Consider the following 17,989-nt stretch of genomic DNA (forward strand, 5'->3'; position numbering starts at 1 on the left):
GCACTAGCCAGTCTGTATCAGCAAGTGCAAGTGCTTCCGCATCGTTGAGCTTGAGTCAATCAGTTTCAGCAAGTGAATCAGCTTCAACCTCATTGAGCACAAGTCAGTCAGTCTCAGCAAGCACAAGTACTTCAGCATCAGTAAGCTTGAGTCAATCTGTCTCAGCAAGTGAATCAGCTTCAACGTCATTGAGCACCAGCCAGTCTGTATCAACCAGAGCAAGTGCTTCAGCGTCATTGAGCTTGAGCCAGTCTGTCTCAGCAAGCGTAAGTGCCTCAGCATCGTTGAGCTTGAGCCAGTCTGTCTCAGCAAGCGTAAGTGCCTCAGCATCGTTGAGCTTGAGCCAGTCTGTCTCAACAAGTGCAAGTGCCTCAGCGTTATTGAGTACCAGCCAGTCTGTCTCAGTAAGTGCAAGTGCTTCAGCATCAGTAAGTCTGAGCCAGTCTGTATCAGCAAGCACAAGCACTTCAGCATCAGTAAGCTTGAGTCAGTCAGTTTCAGCAAGTGTAAGTGCTTCAGCATCAGTAAGCCTGAGCCAGTCCGTTTCAACAAGCGAATCGGCTTCAGCCTCATTGAGCGCAAGCCAGTCTGTTTCAGTAAGTGCAAGTGCTTCAGCATCATTGAGCGCAAGCCAGTCTGTCTCATTAAGCACAAGTGCTTCAGCATCAGTAAGCCTGAGTCAATCAGTTTCAACAAGCGAGTCTGCTTCAGCGTCATTGAGCTTGAGCCAGTCAGTCTCAGTAAGTGCAAGTGCTTCAGCATCAGTAAGCCTGAGCCAATCAGTCTCAACAAGTGCAAGTGCCTCAACTTCATTGAGCACTAGCCAGTCTGTCTCAGTAAGTACAAGTGCTTCAGCTTCGTTGAGCACCAGCCAGTCAGTCTCAGTAAGTGCAAGTGCTTCAGCGTCATTGAGCGCAAGCCAGTCCGTTTCAACAAGTGAGTCTGCTTCAGCGTCATTGAGCGCAAGCCAGTCAGTTTCAGCAAGTGAATCTGTTTCAACCTCATTGAGTACCAGCCAGTCAGTCTCAGTAAGTGCAAGTGCTTCAGCGTCATTGAGCGCAAGCCAGTCCGTTTCAACAAGTGAATCTGTTTCAACCTCATTGAGTACCAGCCAGTCAGTCTCAGTAAGTGCAAGTGCTTCAGCGTCATTGAGCGCAAGCCAGTCCGTTTCAACAAGTGAATCAGCTTCAGCGTCATTGAGCGCAAGCCAGTCTGTATCAGTAAGTGAAAGTGCTTCAGCATCAGTAAGCCTGAGCCAGTCAGTTTCAACAAGCGAATCGGCTTCAGCGTCATTGAGCGCAAGCCAGTCTGTATCAGCAAGTGAATCAGCTTCAACCTCATTGAGCACCAGCCAGTCAGTCTCAGTAAGTGCAAGTGCTTCAGCGTCCTTGAGCTTGAGCCAGTCTGTTTCAGTAAGTGCAAGTGCTTCAGCATCAGTAAGCCTGAGCCAGTCCGTTTCAACAAGCGAGTCTGCTTCAGCGTCATTGAGCTTGAGTCAGTCTGTTTCAGTAAGTGCAAGTGCTTCAGCATCAGTAAGCCTGAGCCAGTCAGTTTCAACAAGCGAATCAGCTTCAGCCTCATTGAGCACCAGCCAGTCTGTATCAGCAAGTGAATCAGCTTCAACCTCATTGAGCACCAGCCAGTCAGTCTCAGTAAGTGCAAGTGCTTCAGCGTCATTGAGCGCAAGCCAGTCCGTTTCAACAAGTGAGTCTGCTTCAGCGTCATTGAGCGCAAGCCAGTCAGTTTCAGCAAGTGAATCTGTTTCAACCTCATTGAGTACCAGCCAGTCAGTCTCAGTAAGTGCAAGTGCTTCAGCGTCATTGAGCGCAAGCCAGTCCGTTTCAACAAGTGAATCTGTTTCAACCTCATTGAGTACCAGCCAGTCAGTCTCAGTAAGTGCAAGTGCTTCAGCATCAGTAAGCCTGAGCCAGTCCGTTTCAACAAGCGAGTCTGCTTCAGCGTCATTGAGCTTGAGTCAGTCTGTTTCAGTAAGTGCAAGTGCTTCAGCATCAGTAAGCTTGAGTCAATCAGTTTCAACAAGCGAGTCAGCTTCAGCGTCCTTGAGCTTGAGCCAGTCAGTTTCAGTAAGTGCCAGTGCTTCAGTATCAGTAAGCCTGAGCCAGTCCGTTTCAACAAGCGAGTCTGCTTCCGCGTCCTTGAGCTTGAGCCAGTCTGTTTCAGTAAGTGCTTCAGATTCAGCAAGCACAAGCTTGAGTACAAGCCTCAGTGCCTCAATTAGTGCTTCAGATTCAGCAAGCACAAGCCTCAGTGCCTCACTCAGTGCCTCAGATTCAGCAAGCACCAGCTTGAGCACAAGTCTCAGTGCCTCACTCAGCGTTTCTGACTCAACAAGCACGAGCTTGAGCACTAGCCTCAGTGCTTCAATCAGCGCGTCAGACTCAGCAAGCACCAGCTTGAGTACGAGCCTCAGTGCCTCAATTAGTGCTTCAGATTCAGCCAGCACGAGCTTGAGCACCAGCCTCAGTGCCTCACTTAGCGCTTCAGATTCAGTAAGTACAAGTTTGAGTACGAGCCTCAGTGCCTCACTCAGCGCTTCTGACTCAACAAGCACCAGCTTGAGCACTAGCCTCAGTGCTTCAATCAGCGCTTCAGATTCAGCCAGCACCAGCTTGAGTACTAGCCTCAGTGCCTCAATTAGCGCTTCAGATTCAGTAAGTACAAGTTTGAGTACGAGCCTCAGTGCCTCAATTAGCGCTTCAGATTCAGTAAGTACAAGTTTGAGTACTAGCCTCAGTACCTCACTCAGTGCTTCAGATTCAGCCAGCACAAGCTTGAGCACAAGTCTCAGTGCCTCACTTAGCGCTTCAGATTCAGCCAGCACAAGCTTGAGTACAAGTCTCAGTGCCTCACTTAGCGCTTCAGATTCAGCCAGCACAAGCTTGAGCACAAGTCTCAGTGCCTCAATTAGTGCGTCAGATTCAGCCAGCACAAGCTTGAGTACGAGCCTCAGTGCTTCAATCAGCGCTTCAGATTCAGCCAGCACAAGTTTGAGTACTAGCCTCAGTGCCTCAATTAGCGCTTCAGATTCAGTAAGTACAAGTTTGAGTACTAGCCTCAGTGCCTCAATTAGTGCTTCAGATTCAGCCAGCACGAGCCTGAGCACGAGCCTCAGTGCCTCACTTAGCGCTTCAGATTCAGCCAGCACGAGCCTGAGCACGAGCCTCAGTGCCTCACTTAGCGCTTCAGATTCAGTAAGTACAAGTTTGAGTACTAGCCTCAGTGCCTCACTCAGCGCTTCTGACTCAACAAGCACCAGCTTGAGTACGAGCCTTAGTGCCTCACTTAGCGCTTCAGATTCAGCCAGCACAAGCTTGAGCACAAGCCTCAGTGCTTCACTCAGCGCTTCTGACTCAACAAGCACCAGCTTGAGTACTAGCCTCAGTGCTTCAATCAGCGCTTCTGACTCAACAAGCACCAGCTTGAGTACTAGCCTCAGTGCCTCACTTAGCGCTTCAGATTCAGCCAGCACCAGCTTGAGCACAAGTCTCAGTGCTTCAATCAGCGCTTCAGATTCAGCCAGCACGAGCCTTAGCACGAGCCTCAGTGCCTCACTTAGCGCTTCAGATTCAGTAAGTACAAGTTTGAGTACGAGCCTCAGTGCCTCAATTAGCGCTTCAGATTCAGTAAGTACAAGTTTGAGTACGAGCCTCAGTGCCTCAATTAGTGCTTCAGATTCAGCCAGCACGAGCCTCAGTGCCTCACTCAGCGCGTCAGACTCAGCCAGCACGAGCCTGAGCACGAGCCTCAGTGCCTCAATTAGTGCTTCAGATTCAGCAAGCACCAGCTTGAGTACTAGCCTCAGTGCCTCACTTAGCGCTTCAGATTCAGCAAGCACAAGTTTGAGCACAAGTCTCAGTGCCTCAATTAGCGCTTCAGATTCAGCAAGCACAAGTTTGAGCACAAGTCTAAGTGCTTCACTCAGTGCCTCAGATTCAGTAAGTACAAGTTTGAGCACAAGCCTCAGTGCATCACTCAGTGCCTCAGATTCAGCGAGCACCAGCTTGAGCACAAGCCTCAGTGCCTCAATTAGCGCTTCAGATTCAGCAAGCACAAGTTTGAGCACAATTCTAAGTGCATCAATCAGTGCGTCAGATTCAGCAAGTACTAGCCTGAGCACGAGCCTCAGTGCCTCACTTAGCGCTTCAGATTCATCAAGCACAAGCTTGAGCACAAGTCTAAGTGCTTCACTCAGTGCCTCAGATTCAGCAAGCACCAGCTTGAGTACAAGCCTCAGTGCTTCACTCAGTGCCTCAGATTCAGCAAGCACAAGTTTGAGCACAAGTCTAAGTGCTTCACTCAGTGCCTCAGATTCAGTAAGTACAAGTTTGAGCACAAGCCTCAGTGCATCACTCAGTGCCTCAGATTCAGCGAGCACCAGCTTGAGCACAAGCCTCAGTGCCTCAATTAGCGCTTCAGATTCATCAAGCACAAGCTTGAGCACAAGTCTAAGTGCTTCACTCAGTGCCTCAGATTCAGCAAGCACCAGCTTGAGTACAAGCCTCAGTGCCTCAATTAGCGCTTCAGATTCATCAAGCACAAGCTTGAGCACAAGTCTAAGTGCTTCACTCAGTGCCTCAGATTCAGCAAGCACCAGCTTGAGTACAAGCCTCAGTGCTTCACTCAGTGCATCAGATTCAGCAAGCACAAGTTTGAGCACAAGTCTAAGTGCTTCACTCAGTGCCTCAGATTCAGTAAGTACAAGTTTGAGCACAAGCCTCAGTGCATCACTCAGTGCCTCAATTAGCGCTTCAGATTCAGCAAGCACAAGTTTGAGCACAATTCTAAGTGCATCAATCAGTGCGTCAGATTCAGCAAGTACTAGCCTGAGCACGAGCCTCAGTGCCTCAATTAGCGCTTCAGATTCATCAAGCACAAGCTTGAGCACAAGTCTCAGTGCCTCAATTAGCACTTCAGATTCATCAAGCACGAGCCTGAGCACTAGCTTCAGTGCCTCACTAAGCGCGTCAGAGTCAACAAGCACCAGCTTGAGTACAAGTCTCAGTGCCTCAATCTCAGCAAGCGCAAGCTTAAGCACCAGCGTATCGGCTTCAGTCAGTGCGTCAGATTCAGCAAGCGTGAGTGTAAGTACCTCTACATCACTTAGCGATAGCCTTTCAAGCAGCTTGAGTACAAGTGTGTCACAACAATCAAACTCATTCAGCTACAGTAAGGGTGATCCAACCAGCGAGTCTAAGCCAGAGTTTAACTTGCCAAGCTACCTCGCATCTGTAAGTGCAAGTACTTCATCTTCTGTAAGTGATAGTCAGTCTATCTCTACTTCATTGAGTACAAGTGCAAGCATTTCAGGATCAATCAGTGCCAGTCATGCTATTGCTGACGATTCGCTTTCAGCAAGTGCCTACTTGAGCATGAGTGTCTCTGTTTCATTGAGCACATCTGCAAGTGTGTCACTGAGTGATAGCGCAAGCATCTCTACTAGTCTGTCTGAAAGTGCATCTGTATCTAGTGTTACAAATCACTCTCAAGCACCTAAGCCACAGCCTGCACAACCAGAAAAAGTTAAGGTTACTCCAAATACTAAAGCTTTACCAAATACAGGAACTGCCCATAATCCATTAGCAGCGCTTGGATTAGGAATAGCAACGTTGGCATCAGCCTTTCTTAAGAACAAAAAGAAGAAAGAATCAACATCTGATGTGAATTTGGAAGACTAATCTTAAAACCTAGCTAAAATGATAGCAGCACTTTAGCGATGGAACGCAAATCCCAGATAGCCATAGGCTATCTGGGATTTTTGCTTTTTGCATGTATAGAATGTGAGTTATGCTGAGATAAAAGATAAACTGAGGCAATTTATATCTTTTAAGCCTGAGATTAGAAAGCTGTGAGCCAAGCTAAATATTTTGAAATTTAGCTCTTCCTGCTTGTCTTTTCTTGTAGTGAGAGAGCCTTGTCGCTTGCTCTAGTTTGTTCTTGAGTGTGATGAAAATAAAAGTTTCAAAATGAGTAAAAATAATTCAATTCTTTTTTAGAAAAGGCTTGTGAGATTAGGCTGGATGTTTTAAAATAGTATAGGAGATTATCCGCTATTTATTTTTCGGAGGAAAAGAAATGTCCATTAATTGGCAAGAAATTATATTTAGCTTTTTAGGAGGCTTGGGGCTGTTCCTGTACAGTATTCGTATGATGGGTGACGGCTTGCAGCAGGCGGCAGGAGATCGTCTGCGCTATTTCATTGATAAATACACGAGCAATCCTTTTTTAGGTGTGCTAGTTGGGATTGGGATGACAGCCCTGATCCAGTCTAGTTCAGGTGTGACGGTGATCACAGTTGGTCTGGTTAGTGCGGGGCTGTTGACCCTGCGTCAGGCTATCGGGATTGTCATGGGTGCTAATATTGGTACGACCGTGACCTCCTTCATCATTGGTTTTAAGTTAGGTGATTATGCACTTCCCTTGCTCTTTATCGGTGCGGTTTGCCTCTTTTTCACAAAAAATCGCTCTGTTAACAATATCGGGCGCATCTTCTTTGGTGTTGGCGGGATCTTTTTTGCCCTCAATCTCATGAGTGGAGCCATGGAGCCGCTTAAAGATCTGCAAGTCTTTCGCGACTACATGGTTCAGCTGAGTAAAAATCCAGTCTTAGGTGTTTTTGTCGGAACGGGTTTGACCTTGCTCATCCAGGCATCATCAGCGACTATTGGGATTCTGCAAAATCTCTATGCCAGCAATCTCATTGATTTGCATGGGGCCTTGCCTGTCCTCTTCGGTGACAATATCGGAACGACGATTACAGCGATCATCGCTTCCTTGGGCGCTAATATCGCAGCCAAGCGTGTCGCTGGAGCCCATGTAGCCTTTAACGTGTTGGGGACAATCATCTGTATGATTTTCTTGTTGCCTTTTACATCGCTGATTCAGTGGTTTGAGACAGCCTTGCACTTGTCACCAGAAATGACCATTGCCTTTGCCCACGGAACTTTTAATATTACCAATACCATTATCCAGTTTCCTTTTATTGGCTTTTTAGCATATTTGGTTACCAAGTTGATTCCGGGTGAGGATGAGACCGTTAAATACGAATCTCTCTACCTAGATACGATTTTGATTGACCAAGCGCCATCACTGGCTTTGGGAAATGCTAAAAAGGAACTCCTTCACTTGGGTGGCTACGCGGCTAAATCTTTCGAATTGGCCTATGATTATATTATTAACTACGAAGAAAAATCAGCTGAGAAGGGCCATAAGACTGAGGAAGCCATCAACGCTATTGATGATGAATTGACTCGCTATCTGATTGTCCTATCTGGTCAGCAACTCAATCCAAAGGAGAGTGAAGTCTTGACTAGCATTCTGGACTCTAGCCGTGATTTGGAGAGAATTGGTGACCACTCAGAAGCTTTGCTGAATTTGACAGACTACTTGCACCGCAAAAAGGTGGAATTTTCACCAGCTGCCTTAGCAGAGTTGGAAAACATTTATCAACTGACCTTGGACTTTATCAAAGAAGCTTTGACTTCTGTGGAAACAAATGATGTGGAATTGGCCAACACTTTAGAAGCCAAGCATGCAGCTATTGACAAGCTAGAACGTAGCCTGCGCAAGACCCACATTGCCCGTCTTAACAAGGGAGAATGTACGCCTCAGGCTGGGGTCAACTTCATCGATATTATTTCCCACTATACTAGAGTTGCTGACCACGCCATGAATTTGGCTGAGAAAGTACAGATGGAACAAATTTAAGACAGAAAGAGGCTGGGACAAAAGTCCTAGCCTCTCAATTGTCTTTGGATTGTAGAGCAAGACGCAGTGGTTGAGTGGGCTCTACTACGCTGATTTCATCAGCTTTTACAGCCCTACTCAACTGTGCGGAGGTGGGACGACGAAATCGAATTCTAACGAATTACCGATTTCTGTCCCACTCTCTTTTCTTGATTTAAATAATATAATAAATTTTTCTAAAAAAGAGGTATAGACCATTTACAAATAAAATAGAAAGCGTTATAATAGAGTCAATAGAAATAGAACAAGAGGAGGCAGTCAAATGCCTAAATATATAAAAGCCGATCAGTTCTTCTATCCTCAAGGAATTCGCAAGGGTGGATTTTTAGAAGTGATTGATGGAAAATTTGGAAAATTAGTAGAGGAAGTCCCTGCGGATGCGGAAGTGGTGGATTACACAGGCTACTCTGTCGCACCGGGTCTGGTGGATACCCATATCCATGGTTTTGGTGGGGTCGATGTCATGGACAATAACATCGAAGGTACCCTCCATACCATGAGTGAAGGGCTTTTGACGACTGGGGTGACTAGTTTCCTGCCGACTACGCTGACATCATCTTACGAGCAACTCCTAGCTGTGACAGAAAATATCGGTGCGCGCTATCAAGAAGCAAGTGGTGCCAAGATTCGTGGTCTCTACTTTGAAGGGCCTTACTTCACTGAAAAGTACAAGGGTGCCCAAAACCCAGCCTACATGAAGGACCCTCGTATGGATGAATTTCGTGCTTGGCAAAAGGCAGCCAATGGTCTGCTAAATAAGATTGCTTTGGCACCTGAGCGTGAGGACGTGGAAGAATTTGTCCGCACCATCACTGATGAAGGTGTGACAGTCGCTTTGGGGCACTCTAATGCGACCTATGACGAAGCCAAGGCAGCAGTAGAAGCAGGAGCCAGTGTCTGGGTACATGCCTACAATGGTATGCGGGGCTTGACCCACCGTGAGCTAGGTATGGTTGGGGCTATGTACGAGCTTCCTCACACTTACGCAGAGTTGATTTGTGATGGTCATCACGTGGATCCCAAGGCCTGTGATATTTTGCTTAAGCAAAAGGGGCATGAACATGTAGCTCTCATCACAGACTGTATGACTGCAGGTGGGCTGGAAGACGGCGACTATATGCTGGGAGAATTTCCAGTGGTGGTAGCCAATGGCACAGCTCGTCTCAAATCGACTGGTAACTTGGCAGGATCAATCCTGCAGCTCAAAGACGGTCTGAAAAATGTGGTTGAGTGGGGCATCGCAAACCCTCACCAAGCAGTCATGATGGCCAGTCTCATTCCAGCAAAATCCGTCCACATTGACGATGTCTGTGGCCAGATCAAGGAAGGCTATGATGCCGATTTTATCGTGCTGGACAAGGATTTGGAGCTGGTTGCTACTTATCTGGATGGTGAAAAGCGCTTTGAAGCTGCCTCTAGTATTCTTTAATTGAGTCTCCTTATATTTTTAGAAAGGATGGGGTAACCTGTCCTTTTTAATGTGGAGCTGCTGCTTTGTCCCTAGGTTTTGCTAGAGGGACTTGGGCAAAGCTAGAATGGTTGGCGCAACTAGAAAGTCTCTGAGAAATTTTTCTTAACAGATGGTAGGGCTTTCTCAATGAAAGAGAAGATGTTATAATAGGCTTATCACAAATGAGGAGGACAGGATGAAAAAGATTGATTATAAATTTATGGGAATGGGCTTGGTGTTCCTCTTCTTTGGATTATTACTGCATCGTTTCTTGATATTTATTGCTGGGTTGGCCTTTATCATTTACAGCTTTTTCAGCCGAGGCATGGCTCCAACCAAGGAAAATATCTTTAAGCCAAAAATGTCCAAAAGAAAGAAAAAATAAGGAGAACAGATATGCAAAATTATACCCTTAACAATGGCGTCAAGATTCCAGTCTTGGGCTTTGGTACTTGGAAGGCTCAGGACGGAGAAGAGGCTTATCAGGCAGTCTTGGCTGCCCTTAAGGCTGGCTATCGCCACATTGATACGGCAGCTATCTATAAGAATGAGGAGAGTGTTGGTCGAGCAATTAAAGACAGCGGCATTCCGCGTGAAGAGCTTTTCATCACCACCAAGCTCTGGAATAGCAAGCATACTTATGAAGAGGCTTTAGAAGCCTTTGACAGCTCTATGGAGCGGTTGGGGCTGGATTATCTGGATCTCTACCTTATCCACTGGCCAAATCCTAAGCCTGTACGAGAAGATGGGGCTTGGCAAAAGCGCAATGCAGAAGTTTGGCGGGCTATGGAAGACCTCTACCAAGCTGGTAAGATCCGAGCGATCGGTGTCAGCAATTTCCTGCCTCATCACCTAGAGGCTCTGCTGGAAACAGCGCGCGTCACACCAGCCGTCAACCAAATCCGCCTAGCGCCAGGTGTCTATCAGACAGAGGCAGTGGACTTCTGCCGTGCCCATGATATCCTACTTGAAGCTTGGGGACCATTTGGCCAAGGCGAGCTCTTCCAAAATTCAGCTGTGCAGGCGATAGCAGATAAGTATGGCAAGACTATTGCCCAAATCGCTCTCGCTTGGAGCCTACAAGAAGGCTTCCTACCCCTGCCTAAGTCAGTCACTCCGAGTCGGATTGCTAGCAATCTGGATTGCTTTGACATCGAACTGAGTCCAGCTGACCTCGAAATTCTCAAAAATATCAGCGGTTTGGAAGGCGGAGCACCTAATCCAGATGGAATGGATTTTTAAGCGATAGACGAACATCTTTTTAGTTGAAATCAAGCTACTCGATATGTTAGTTATTGGTATTTAATGAAGTTTTATAGTGACCTAGGCCTCGGCCGGTCACTTTTCCTATAGAATCATTGCAATCTAGACCTCGAATCCTCTTTTCATTTCGATTTATAAGAACCATCGCCCCTCGGTCATTTGTCGTCAAAAACAAGTGCCAGATGAGGGTCTCTCAAGAGACTATAGTTTCTTGAAAAGAAGAATTAGTTTTTATAGGTTCTTTTGAGGATTATAAGGGTATTGCTATTGCAGTTATACCGAATCGGAAGTTATGATTTTTTATCATAGGTTTAAAACAAAAGTATTGATAAAATATGGTTACAAAGCATAGTTGTCTATTTCGCTAACCTTGCTAATCTTATTAGTTCTCACAAAGATAAAAACTGTCCTCATTGGCACCAATAAGGGCGCTATTTTCGAATTATATAAATGAGTCCCTTTTGAATATTTCTAAGGGGACTTATCAGTATTTGATAACTTAAAAGTATTTACTTTTAATAACTTTAGAGTTATAATATATTCGAAAAGGGGTTGCTTTGTGCACACTATTTATTTTTATAAAGATAAACATGGGAATCAACCAGTTTTGAACTATATGAAGGAGTTGGCTAGTCTCAATAGCAAGGATAGCCGGATCAAACTCAACAAGCTCAATGACTATATCGAGCTCTTGAGTCAACAGGGAATTCGTGCCGGTGAGCCCTACATCAAGCATCTAGAGGCAGAGATTTGGGAATTACGACCCTTACGGGATCGGGTTTTGTTTGTGGCTTGGATAGATGGAAGCTTTGTCTTACTGCATCATTTTGTTAAAAAGACGCAGAAGACACCTAGACGGGAAATTGAGAAAGCCAAACGAGAATTGCAAGATTTGAAAGAAAGAGGGCTAAAAGATGAAGAATAGTGCCATCGGTAGTAATTGGAAAGAAGCAAGAGCAGAGCTTTTCACCAAGGAAGAAATCCTAGAAAGTGATCTGCGGGTAGCGATTATGACAGAGCTGATCGAGGCCAGACATGAAAAAGGCATTAGCCAAAAGAAGCTTGAAGAACTCAGTGGGGTCAGTCAACCTGTCATCGCTCGAATGGAGACAGGAAAGACCAACCCTCAATTGGATACGGTATTGAAAGTATTAGCAAGCCTTGGCAAGACCCTAGTCGTCGTCCCACTAGAGCAAGAAAAGGCTTAATAGAAAATAAGAAATAAATATTAGAGAAACAAATCAAACTTACCAGAGGCTTTGACCAATTCCTTCCATAGAGCCAGCTTAGACGCACTCTGATAAAAAGCACACCCCAAACGTTAGATTTTATGTCTAACGTTTGGGGTGTGCTTTTTTATTGCAACTTGTTCTATTTATCAATACAATTTCAAATCACGAGGGTCAACTGGGAAAGTTGGATTGTATGGATTGTGGCGTAGTTTGAAGTGTTTGACGTCTTCTATGGTCTGAGTTCCAGATAGTTGCATAACGGTTTTTAGTTCAGCATTTAGGTGTTCAAAGACTTGGCGAACACCAACGCTACCACCAAGAGCCAAACCATAAATGACAGGACGTCCAATGGCTACTAAGTCTGCTCCTGAAGCCAAGGCTTTAAAGACGTGTTGGCCACGGCGAATGCCAGAGTCAAAGACAATCGGCACACGTTTATCTACTGCTTCAGCGACTTCTTGAAGTGAGTCAAAGGCAGCCGGTCCACCGTCGATTTGGCGGCCACCGTGGTTGGTTACCCAGATACCAGAAGCACCTGCGGCAAGCGAACGTTCGACATCTTCACGGCATTGAGGACCTTTGACATACACAGGGAGCCCTGAGTATTCAGCGATAAATTCTACATCTCGTGGAGACAGGCGTTGTTTAGCTGATTTGTAGACAAAGTCCATGGACTTACCAGCACCTTCGGGTAAATATTCTTCAACGATAGGCATGCCAACTGGGAAAACAAAACCATTGCGCTTATCGACCTCACGATTGCCTCCTACAGTCGCATCCGCAGTTAAGACAATGGCTGTGTAGCCTTCTGCCTTGACACGATCCATGATATGGCGGTTAATGCCATCATCTTTGCTGAAGTAAAATTGGAACCAATGAGGTGTCCCTTGGAGGGCTTGGGAAATTTCCGGAAGGTCAACGGTGGAGTAGGAGCTGGTTGTATAAAGAGAGCTAAACTCATGTACACCACGCGCAGTAGCCACTTCCCCCTGTTCATTTGCTAATTTATGGGCTGCAACAGGCGCCATGATGATTGGTGAAGACAGTTTTTCGCCTGCAAATTCAATCTCAGTGCTTGGATTTTCCACATCACAGAGTGTATGAGGAACAATGAGTTTATGATTAAAAGCTCGAATGTTCTCGCGTAAAGTGAACGTGTCCTCAGCTCCACTCGCGATGTAGCCAAAAGCAGCTTTAGGAATGACCTGCTGCGCCATGGGCTCCAGATCATAGGTATTGATAAAATCCACAGGGCCTTCGGCATTGCTTGTTTTGTATGACATAAAATGTCCTCCTTGATAAAAGTAAACGTTTACTTTTTGATTTACAGGAACATCTTAACTCTTTTTCATGTCATTTTCAAAAATTTTGTCTGGAAGTTTCAGATCGCAATAGAGACGATAAATATTTTTTATCATTGTGATAGAAAATACATATTATCCAAACATGTCTTTTAGTGCTACAATAGCTGTATTATTCCTAGATGGGAGGTTCTCTTTTGGATTGGTCCATTGTTGAACAATATCTACCATTGTATCAAAAGGCATTTTTTCTAACCCTTCATATCGCAATTTGGGGCATTTTGGGAGCTTTTCTAGTTGGTTTACTTGTTAGTATTATCCGGCATTATCGTATCCCTGTTTTGGCACAGCTAGCCACAGCTTATATTGAATTGTCGCGAAATACGCCTCTTTTGATCCAACTCTTCTTTCTCTACTTCGGGCTTCCTCGGATTGGGATTGTCCTTTCCTCAGAGGTCTGCGCCACCCTTGGTCTCATCTTTTTAGGAGGCTCTTATATGGCAGAATCCTTCCGAAGCGGGCTAGAAGCAGTTAGTCAAACCCAGCATGAGATTGGCTTAGCGATCGGTCTGACACCCGTTCAAGTTTTTCGATACGTGGTCTTGCCGCAAGCCACAGCAGTGGCTCTGCCGTCCTTCAGTGCCAATGTGATTTTCCTGATCAAGGAAACCTCTGTCTTCTCTGCGGTTGCTCTAGCCGACCTCATGTACGTTGCCAAGGACTTGATTGGTCTTTACTATGAGACAGACATCGCACTGGCTATGTTGGTAGTAGCCTATCTTATTATGCTCCTGCCTATATCATTGCTTTTTAGTTGGATAGAAAGGAGGCTCCGCCATGCAGGATTCGGGAATACAAGTACTCTTTCAGGGAAATAATCTTTTGCGGATCTTACAAGGATTGGGAGTCACGATTGGGATTTCCATCCTCTCTGTCCTCTTGTCTATGATTTTCGGTACGGTTATGGGAATCATCATGACCTCTCATTCTAGAGTCGTTCGTTTTTTAACACGTTTTTATCTAGAATTTATCCGCATCATGCCCCAGCTGGTTCTACTCTTCATCGTTTATTTCGGTTTAGCCCGAAACTTTAATATCAACATTTCTGGAGAGAATTCTGCCGTTATCGTTTTTACCCTCTGGGGAACGGCTGAGATGGGAGACTTGGTTCGTGGAGCTATCACTTCCCTTCCTAAACATCAGTTTGAAAGCGGACAGGCGTTGGGGTTGACGACCTTCCAGCTTTACTACCACATCATCATCCCTCAGGTCTTGAGAAGACTGCTTCCGCAGGCCATCAATCTCGTTACCCGGATGATCAAAACGACTTCTCTGGTTGTTTTGATTGGAGTCGTTGAAGTTACAAAGGTGGGACAGCAAATCATCGATAGCAATCGCTTGACCATTCCAACCGCATCCTTTTGGATTTACGGCACCATACTGGTTCTGTATTTCGCAGTTTGCTTCCCTATCTCTAAACTATCCACTCACTTAGAAAAACACTGGAGGAACTAAATGTCTGATACCATATTAGAAATCAAGGATCTAAAAAAATCCTTCGGAGACAATCCCATCCTCCAAGGACTTTCCCTAGAAATCAAAAAAGGAGAAGTAGTGGTTATTCTAGGGCCATCTGGCTGTGGGAAAAGCACTCTCCTTCGCTGCCTCAATGGCTTGGAAACCATTCAGGGTGGAGATATTCTTCTGGATGGTCAGTCCATTATTGGAAGCCAGAAAGACTTTCACTTGGTTCGTCAAAAGATTGGCATGGTCTTTCAAAGTTATGAACTCTTTCCCCATCTGGATGTCCTGCAAAATCTTATCCTAGGTCCTGTCAAGGCACAAGGGCGAGATAAGAAAGAAGTGACGGAAGAAGCACTGCAATTACTGGAACGCGTCGGCTTGCTCGATAAAAAACACAGCTTCGCTCGCCAATTATCTGGTGGACAAAAGCAACGGGTTGCTATTGTCCGTGCCCTGCTCATGCATCCAGAAATTATCCTCTTTGACGAGGTGACGGCTTCGCTGGATCCTGAAATGGTACGTGAGGTCCTTGAACTCATCAACGACCTAGCTCAAGAAGGGCGTACCATGATTCTAGTAACCCACGAAATGCAGTTTGCCCAAGCCATTGCGGACCGGATTATCTTCCTCGACCAAGGGAAGATTGCTGAAGAAGGAATGGCTCAGTCCTTCTTTACCAATCCACAAACCAAACGAGCACAGGAATTTTTAAACGTTTTTGACTTCAGCCAATTTGGCTCATATTTATAAAGGAGATTCTTATGAAACTACTCAAATCACTCTTAACTGTTTTGGCACTTGCCTTTGCCCTTATCTTTGTCACAGCTTGTGGCTCAGGCGGAAATACTACTTCTTCATCTGGCAAAACTACTGCTAAAGCTCGCACTATTGAGGAAATCAAAAAAAGTGGTGAACTTCGAATTGCTGTATTTGGAGACAAGAAACCTTTTGGTTATGTAGACAACGACGGTTCTTACCAAGGTTATGACATCGAACTGGGAAATCAGCTGGCCAAAGACCTCGGTGTTAAGGTAAAATACGTTTCTGTCGATGCTGCCAACCGTGCAGAATACTTGATTTCTAACAAGGTGGACATCACCCTTGCCAACTTTACAGTTACAGACGAACGTAAGAAACAAGTTGACTTTGCCCTTCCATACATGAAGGTTTCACTGGGTGTTGTATCTCCTAAGAAAGGTGTTATCACAGATGTTAAACAGCTTGAAGGCAAGACTTTGATTGTCACAAAAGGAACTACTGCTGAAACATACTTTGAGAAAAATCATCCAGAAGTTAAGCTTCAAAAATACGACCAATACAGTGACGCCTACCAAGCTCTTTTGGATGGACGTGGAGACGCCTTCTCGACTGACAATACTGAAGTTCTAGCTTGGGCTCTTGAAAATAAAGGATATGAAGTGGGGATTTCTTCTCTCGGTGATCCAGATACTATCGCACCAGCAGTCCAAAAAGGAAACAAAGAGTTGCTTGATTTCATCAATAAAGACATTGAAAAATTGGGCAAGGAAAACTTCTTCCACAAGGCTTATGAAAAGACTCTTCACCCAACCTACGGTGATGCTGCAAAAGCAGATGACCTCGTTGTTGAAGGTGGAAAAGTAGAATAGAAGCGTTGGTCAAGTAGAAAAATCAGCCTTAAAAAATGAACCGCATTTCAACAGTTAGACAGAAAGAGTCTAGCAGTTGAGGTGCGGTTCAAATTATGTTCATTTGATTTATTTTATTTCTACAAGTAGAGCTCAGTTAGCTTGTGAGCTACACCGTCTTGGTCGTTGGTGAGTTCAAGCTGTTGGTCAGCGTAAGGCAGCAGGGTTTCGCTGGCATTTTTCATGGCATAGCCTGTTCCTGCAAATTCCAGCATTTCGGTATCATTGTGCTCGTCACCAAAAGCAATCAGGTCCTTGCGATCGACATTGAGGATATTGAGCAGGTATTGGAGGGCGAAGGCCTTGTTAACACCTTTAGGACCGCACTCAAGGATATTAAGCGGACCGCCCCAGGTATTGATGGAGAGTTCATGCTGGTAAAAGGCATTCATCTCTTCAGCTAGAGCATATTTGTCTGTGGCATGGGTTTGTAGCAAAATAGCATTTGGATTTTTGGTCACTAGCTGGGCCTGAAATTGATTTTCTGGCTTGAAATTATCAATTCCAAAGAGCTTGGGATCTGCGATTTCTTCGTTTGTATTGGTGATGTAGAATTTCTTACGGTATTCACCAGCGATGAAGTCGGCTTCGATCTCCTCTTTTCGTTGGACCATGTCTAGCAAAAAGGCTTTGTCTACGGTCAAGGATTGCTCAAATTCCCACTTTTTCTCAGGAATATGGGTCAAAGAGCCGTTGAAATTTATCATGGGAGTATTCAGCTCTAACTCTTTATAGAAATCTAGAGCCATGCGGTAAGGACGGCCAGTTGTGATGATGACCTTGTGTCCTTTAGCCGATATTTTTTTGATAGTTTCTTTGGTAAAATCAGACAGTTTACTCTCAGAGTTGAGCAAGGTTCCGTCCAAATCTACAGCAATTACTTTATTCGTCATTCTTTTTCCTCGTACAGTATCAATCAGTATAGTAAATCTATTATAACAGAATTAAGAATAAATGACACAAGTTGTGGTATAATGTTTCCTCAATAGCTAAGACGAAAGATGTCTGTTGATAGTCTATGAGCGAAGAGAGTTAAAGTAAGGGGAGGATCTTGTATGCGTAAACCAATTTTGATTCACATTTTTTTCCTACTGATTGCATTTGTCGTGTATATTCAGGGGATTACGGTTCAGGGGCCAGACCTGATCTGGAATATGATTCTGGCCTTAATTGCCTATGACGCTGCGGTCTTAACGACGATATCTAAGAAGCAGAAATGGCTTTATCCACTTTTGTTAGTGGTTTGGCTGGCCTTTTATCCTAATACTTTTTATATGTTGACGGACTTGGTGCACATGACTTGGGTGGGAGATACCCTGTGGAACCCTGTCAGCATGCGCTTATTCATGGCTTTTGTGCCGAGCATTTTATTTGGCGTTTACTGTGGGATTGAGAGCTGGAATATTTTGCGCGAGCGCTGGAAGTGGACTTGGTGGCTGGATATGCTTGTGGTTGCAGGGCTGTCTTATCTGTCGAGTCTAGCCATCTACATCGGTCGTTATGACCGTCTCAACACCTGGGACTTGGTGACGCGGCCCCAGCTAGTTGTCCAAAAATTACTGGAGACCTTTCAGAAGGATCGTCTGGTATTTATCCTTGGATTTACCTTTATCCAAATCATGACTTTACTCTTTTTAAGCAGAGAAAATAAAAAATAAGACACTTTAAAGTATTTTTTAGAGCAATGGACTTGAAAAAGTGAATGTTTTTGAGTATAATCATAGTATTGTTCGTAAATAACGAATAAGCAGCACTGTTTTAAAGAAAATCAGGAGTTCTCTTTTATAC

17 protein-coding genes are annotated in these 17,989 nt (G+C 45.0%); 12 read left to right on the forward strand and 5 right to left on the reverse strand.

Annotation, left to right across the window (positions count from 1 at the left end; all coding sequences use genetic code 11):
* Positions 1–3 precede the first annotated feature (3 nt).
* The 3 genes from ACWPVL_RS06195 to ACWPVL_RS06205 are packed head-to-tail and all read right to left on the reverse strand — an operon-like array spanning position 4 to position 5,056.
* Positions 4–813, reverse strand: a complete 810-nt coding sequence (locus ACWPVL_RS06195; RefSeq protein WP_454387614.1) for a hypothetical protein — start codon at positions 811–813, stop codon at positions 4–6.
* Between the two features lie 6 nt (positions 814–819).
* On the reverse strand, positions 820–2,136 hold the full coding sequence (locus tag ACWPVL_RS06200; protein WP_454387616.1) for a hypothetical protein: 1,317 nt from the start codon (positions 2,134–2,136) through the stop codon (positions 820–822).
* Entirely contained in the window at positions 2,024–5,056 is a 3,033-nt protein-coding gene (locus ACWPVL_RS06205) for a hypothetical protein (protein WP_454387618.1), read from the reverse strand. Before ACWPVL_RS06205 ends, ACWPVL_RS06200 begins: the two co-directional genes overlap by 113 nt.
* A gap of 100 nt (positions 5,057–5,156) precedes the next feature.
* On the opposite strand from ACWPVL_RS06205, the gene ACWPVL_RS06210 reads away from it, so the two are divergent.
* The 7 genes from ACWPVL_RS06210 (at position 5,157) to ACWPVL_RS06240 (ending at position 11,685) form a co-directional block, all read left to right on the forward strand.
* The gene (locus tag ACWPVL_RS06210) at positions 5,157–5,696 is read left to right on the forward strand and encodes an LPXTG cell wall anchor domain-containing protein (RefSeq protein ID WP_454387690.1); all 540 of its coding nucleotides are present in this window, start codon (positions 5,157–5,159) and stop codon (positions 5,694–5,696) included.
* Positions 5,697–6,093: 397 nt separating this feature from the next.
* Positions 6,094–7,725, forward strand: coding sequence for a Na/Pi cotransporter family protein (locus ACWPVL_RS06215; RefSeq protein WP_005591032.1), 1,632 nt, complete (start codon positions 6,094–6,096; stop codon positions 7,723–7,725).
* A gap of 301 nt (positions 7,726–8,026) precedes the next feature.
* The gene (nagA, locus tag ACWPVL_RS06220; RefSeq protein ID WP_454387621.1) at positions 8,027–9,193 is read left to right on the forward strand and encodes an N-acetylglucosamine-6-phosphate deacetylase; all 1,167 of its coding nucleotides are present in this window, start codon (positions 8,027–8,029) and stop codon (positions 9,191–9,193) included.
* Between the two features lie 217 nt (positions 9,194–9,410).
* The gene (locus ACWPVL_RS06225) at positions 9,411–9,599 is read left to right on the forward strand and encodes a hypothetical protein (protein ID WP_454387623.1); all 189 of its coding nucleotides are present in this window, start codon (positions 9,411–9,413) and stop codon (positions 9,597–9,599) included.
* Between the two features lie 11 nt (positions 9,600–9,610).
* The gene (locus ACWPVL_RS06230; RefSeq protein WP_454387625.1) at positions 9,611–10,456 is read left to right on the forward strand and encodes an aldo/keto reductase; all 846 of its coding nucleotides are present in this window, start codon (positions 9,611–9,613) and stop codon (positions 10,454–10,456) included.
* A gap of 580 nt (positions 10,457–11,036) precedes the next feature.
* Positions 11,037–11,402, forward strand: coding sequence for a type II toxin-antitoxin system RelE/ParE family toxin (locus ACWPVL_RS06235; protein ID WP_454387627.1), 366 nt, complete (start codon positions 11,037–11,039; stop codon positions 11,400–11,402).
* Positions 11,392–11,685, forward strand: a complete 294-nt coding sequence (locus tag ACWPVL_RS06240; protein ID WP_125373894.1) for a helix-turn-helix domain-containing protein — start codon at positions 11,392–11,394, stop codon at positions 11,683–11,685. Before ACWPVL_RS06235 ends, ACWPVL_RS06240 begins: the two co-directional genes overlap by 11 nt.
* A 170-nt stretch (positions 11,686–11,855) precedes the next feature.
* Here ACWPVL_RS06240 and lctO read toward each other — a convergent pair whose 3' ends face one another.
* Positions 11,856–12,992 carry an L-lactate oxidase gene (gene lctO / locus ACWPVL_RS06245; protein ID WP_454387629.1) on the reverse strand — a complete coding sequence of 379 codons (1,137 nt, stop codon included), beginning with the start codon at positions 12,990–12,992 and terminating at the stop codon, positions 11,856–11,858.
* A 215-nt stretch (positions 12,993–13,207) separates the two neighbouring features.
* On the opposite strand from lctO, the gene ACWPVL_RS06250 reads away from it, so the two are divergent.
* The 4 genes from ACWPVL_RS06250 to ACWPVL_RS06265 are packed head-to-tail and all read left to right on the forward strand — an operon-like array spanning position 13,208 to position 16,162.
* Entirely contained in the window at positions 13,208–13,888 is a 681-nt protein-coding gene (locus ACWPVL_RS06250; protein WP_125382109.1) for an amino acid ABC transporter permease, read from the forward strand.
* Positions 13,848–14,525 (forward strand): amino acid ABC transporter permease, encoded by a 678-nt coding sequence (locus tag ACWPVL_RS06255; protein ID WP_454387631.1) that lies wholly within the window; start codon positions 13,848–13,850, stop codon positions 14,523–14,525. Before ACWPVL_RS06250 ends, ACWPVL_RS06255 begins: the two co-directional genes overlap by 41 nt.
* A complete protein-coding gene (locus ACWPVL_RS06260) occupies positions 14,526–15,284 on the forward strand; it encodes an amino acid ABC transporter ATP-binding protein (RefSeq protein ID WP_454387633.1) in 759 nt (252 codons plus the stop codon).
* A gap of 11 nt (positions 15,285–15,295) precedes the next feature.
* On the forward strand, positions 15,296–16,162 hold the full coding sequence (locus ACWPVL_RS06265) for a cysteine ABC transporter substrate-binding protein (protein ID WP_454387635.1): 867 nt from the start codon (positions 15,296–15,298) through the stop codon (positions 16,160–16,162).
* A gap of 119 nt (positions 16,163–16,281) precedes the next feature.
* Here the strand turns inward: ACWPVL_RS06265 and ACWPVL_RS06270 are convergent, their stop codons facing one another.
* Positions 16,282–17,094, reverse strand: a complete 813-nt coding sequence (locus ACWPVL_RS06270) for a Cof-type HAD-IIB family hydrolase (RefSeq protein WP_125372025.1) — start codon at positions 17,092–17,094, stop codon at positions 16,282–16,284.
* A gap of 162 nt (positions 17,095–17,256) precedes the next feature.
* On the opposite strand from ACWPVL_RS06270, the gene ACWPVL_RS06275 reads away from it, so the two are divergent.
* Positions 17,257–17,859 carry a DUF1361 domain-containing protein gene (locus ACWPVL_RS06275; protein WP_454387637.1) on the forward strand — a complete coding sequence of 201 codons (603 nt, stop codon included), beginning with the start codon at positions 17,257–17,259 and terminating at the stop codon, positions 17,857–17,859.
* The last annotated feature ends 130 nt before the right edge of the window (positions 17,860–17,989 follow it).

The organism is Streptococcus sp. Marseille-Q8145, assembly GCF_965112035.1.

Bases quoted from the DNA above. Each gene is read 5' to 3' on its own strand.
- ACWPVL_RS06195 (WP_454387614.1), bottom strand. From the start codon at position 813: ATGAAGTTGAGGCACTTGCACTTGTTGAGACTGATTGGCTCAGGCTTA.
- ACWPVL_RS06215 (WP_005591032.1), top strand. From the start codon at position 6,094: ATGTCCATTAATTGGCAAGAAATTATATTTAGCTTTTTAGGAGGCTTG.
- nagA (WP_454387621.1), top strand. From the start codon at position 8,027: ATGCCTAAATATATAAAAGCCGATCAGTTCTTCTATCCTCAAGGAATT.
- ACWPVL_RS06225 (WP_454387623.1), top strand. From the start codon at position 9,411: ATGAAAAAGATTGATTATAAATTTATGGGAATGGGCTTGGTGTTCCTC.
- ACWPVL_RS06230 (WP_454387625.1), top strand. From the start codon at position 9,611: ATGCAAAATTATACCCTTAACAATGGCGTCAAGATTCCAGTCTTGGGC.
- ACWPVL_RS06240 (WP_125373894.1), top strand. From the start codon at position 11,392: ATGAAGAATAGTGCCATCGGTAGTAATTGGAAAGAAGCAAGAGCAGAG.
- lctO (WP_454387629.1), bottom strand. From the start codon at position 12,992: ATGTCATACAAAACAAGCAATGCCGAAGGCCCTGTGGATTTTATCAAT.
- ACWPVL_RS06255 (WP_454387631.1), top strand. From the start codon at position 13,848: ATGCAGGATTCGGGAATACAAGTACTCTTTCAGGGAAATAATCTTTTG.
- ACWPVL_RS06260 (WP_454387633.1), top strand. From the start codon at position 14,526: ATGTCTGATACCATATTAGAAATCAAGGATCTAAAAAAATCCTTCGGA.
- ACWPVL_RS06265 (WP_454387635.1), top strand. From the start codon at position 15,296: ATGAAACTACTCAAATCACTCTTAACTGTTTTGGCACTTGCCTTTGCC.
- ACWPVL_RS06270 (WP_125372025.1), bottom strand. From the start codon at position 17,094: ATGACGAATAAAGTAATTGCTGTAGATTTGGACGGAACCTTGCTCAAC.
- ACWPVL_RS06275 (WP_454387637.1), top strand. From the start codon at position 17,257: ATGCGTAAACCAATTTTGATTCACATTTTTTTCCTACTGATTGCATTT.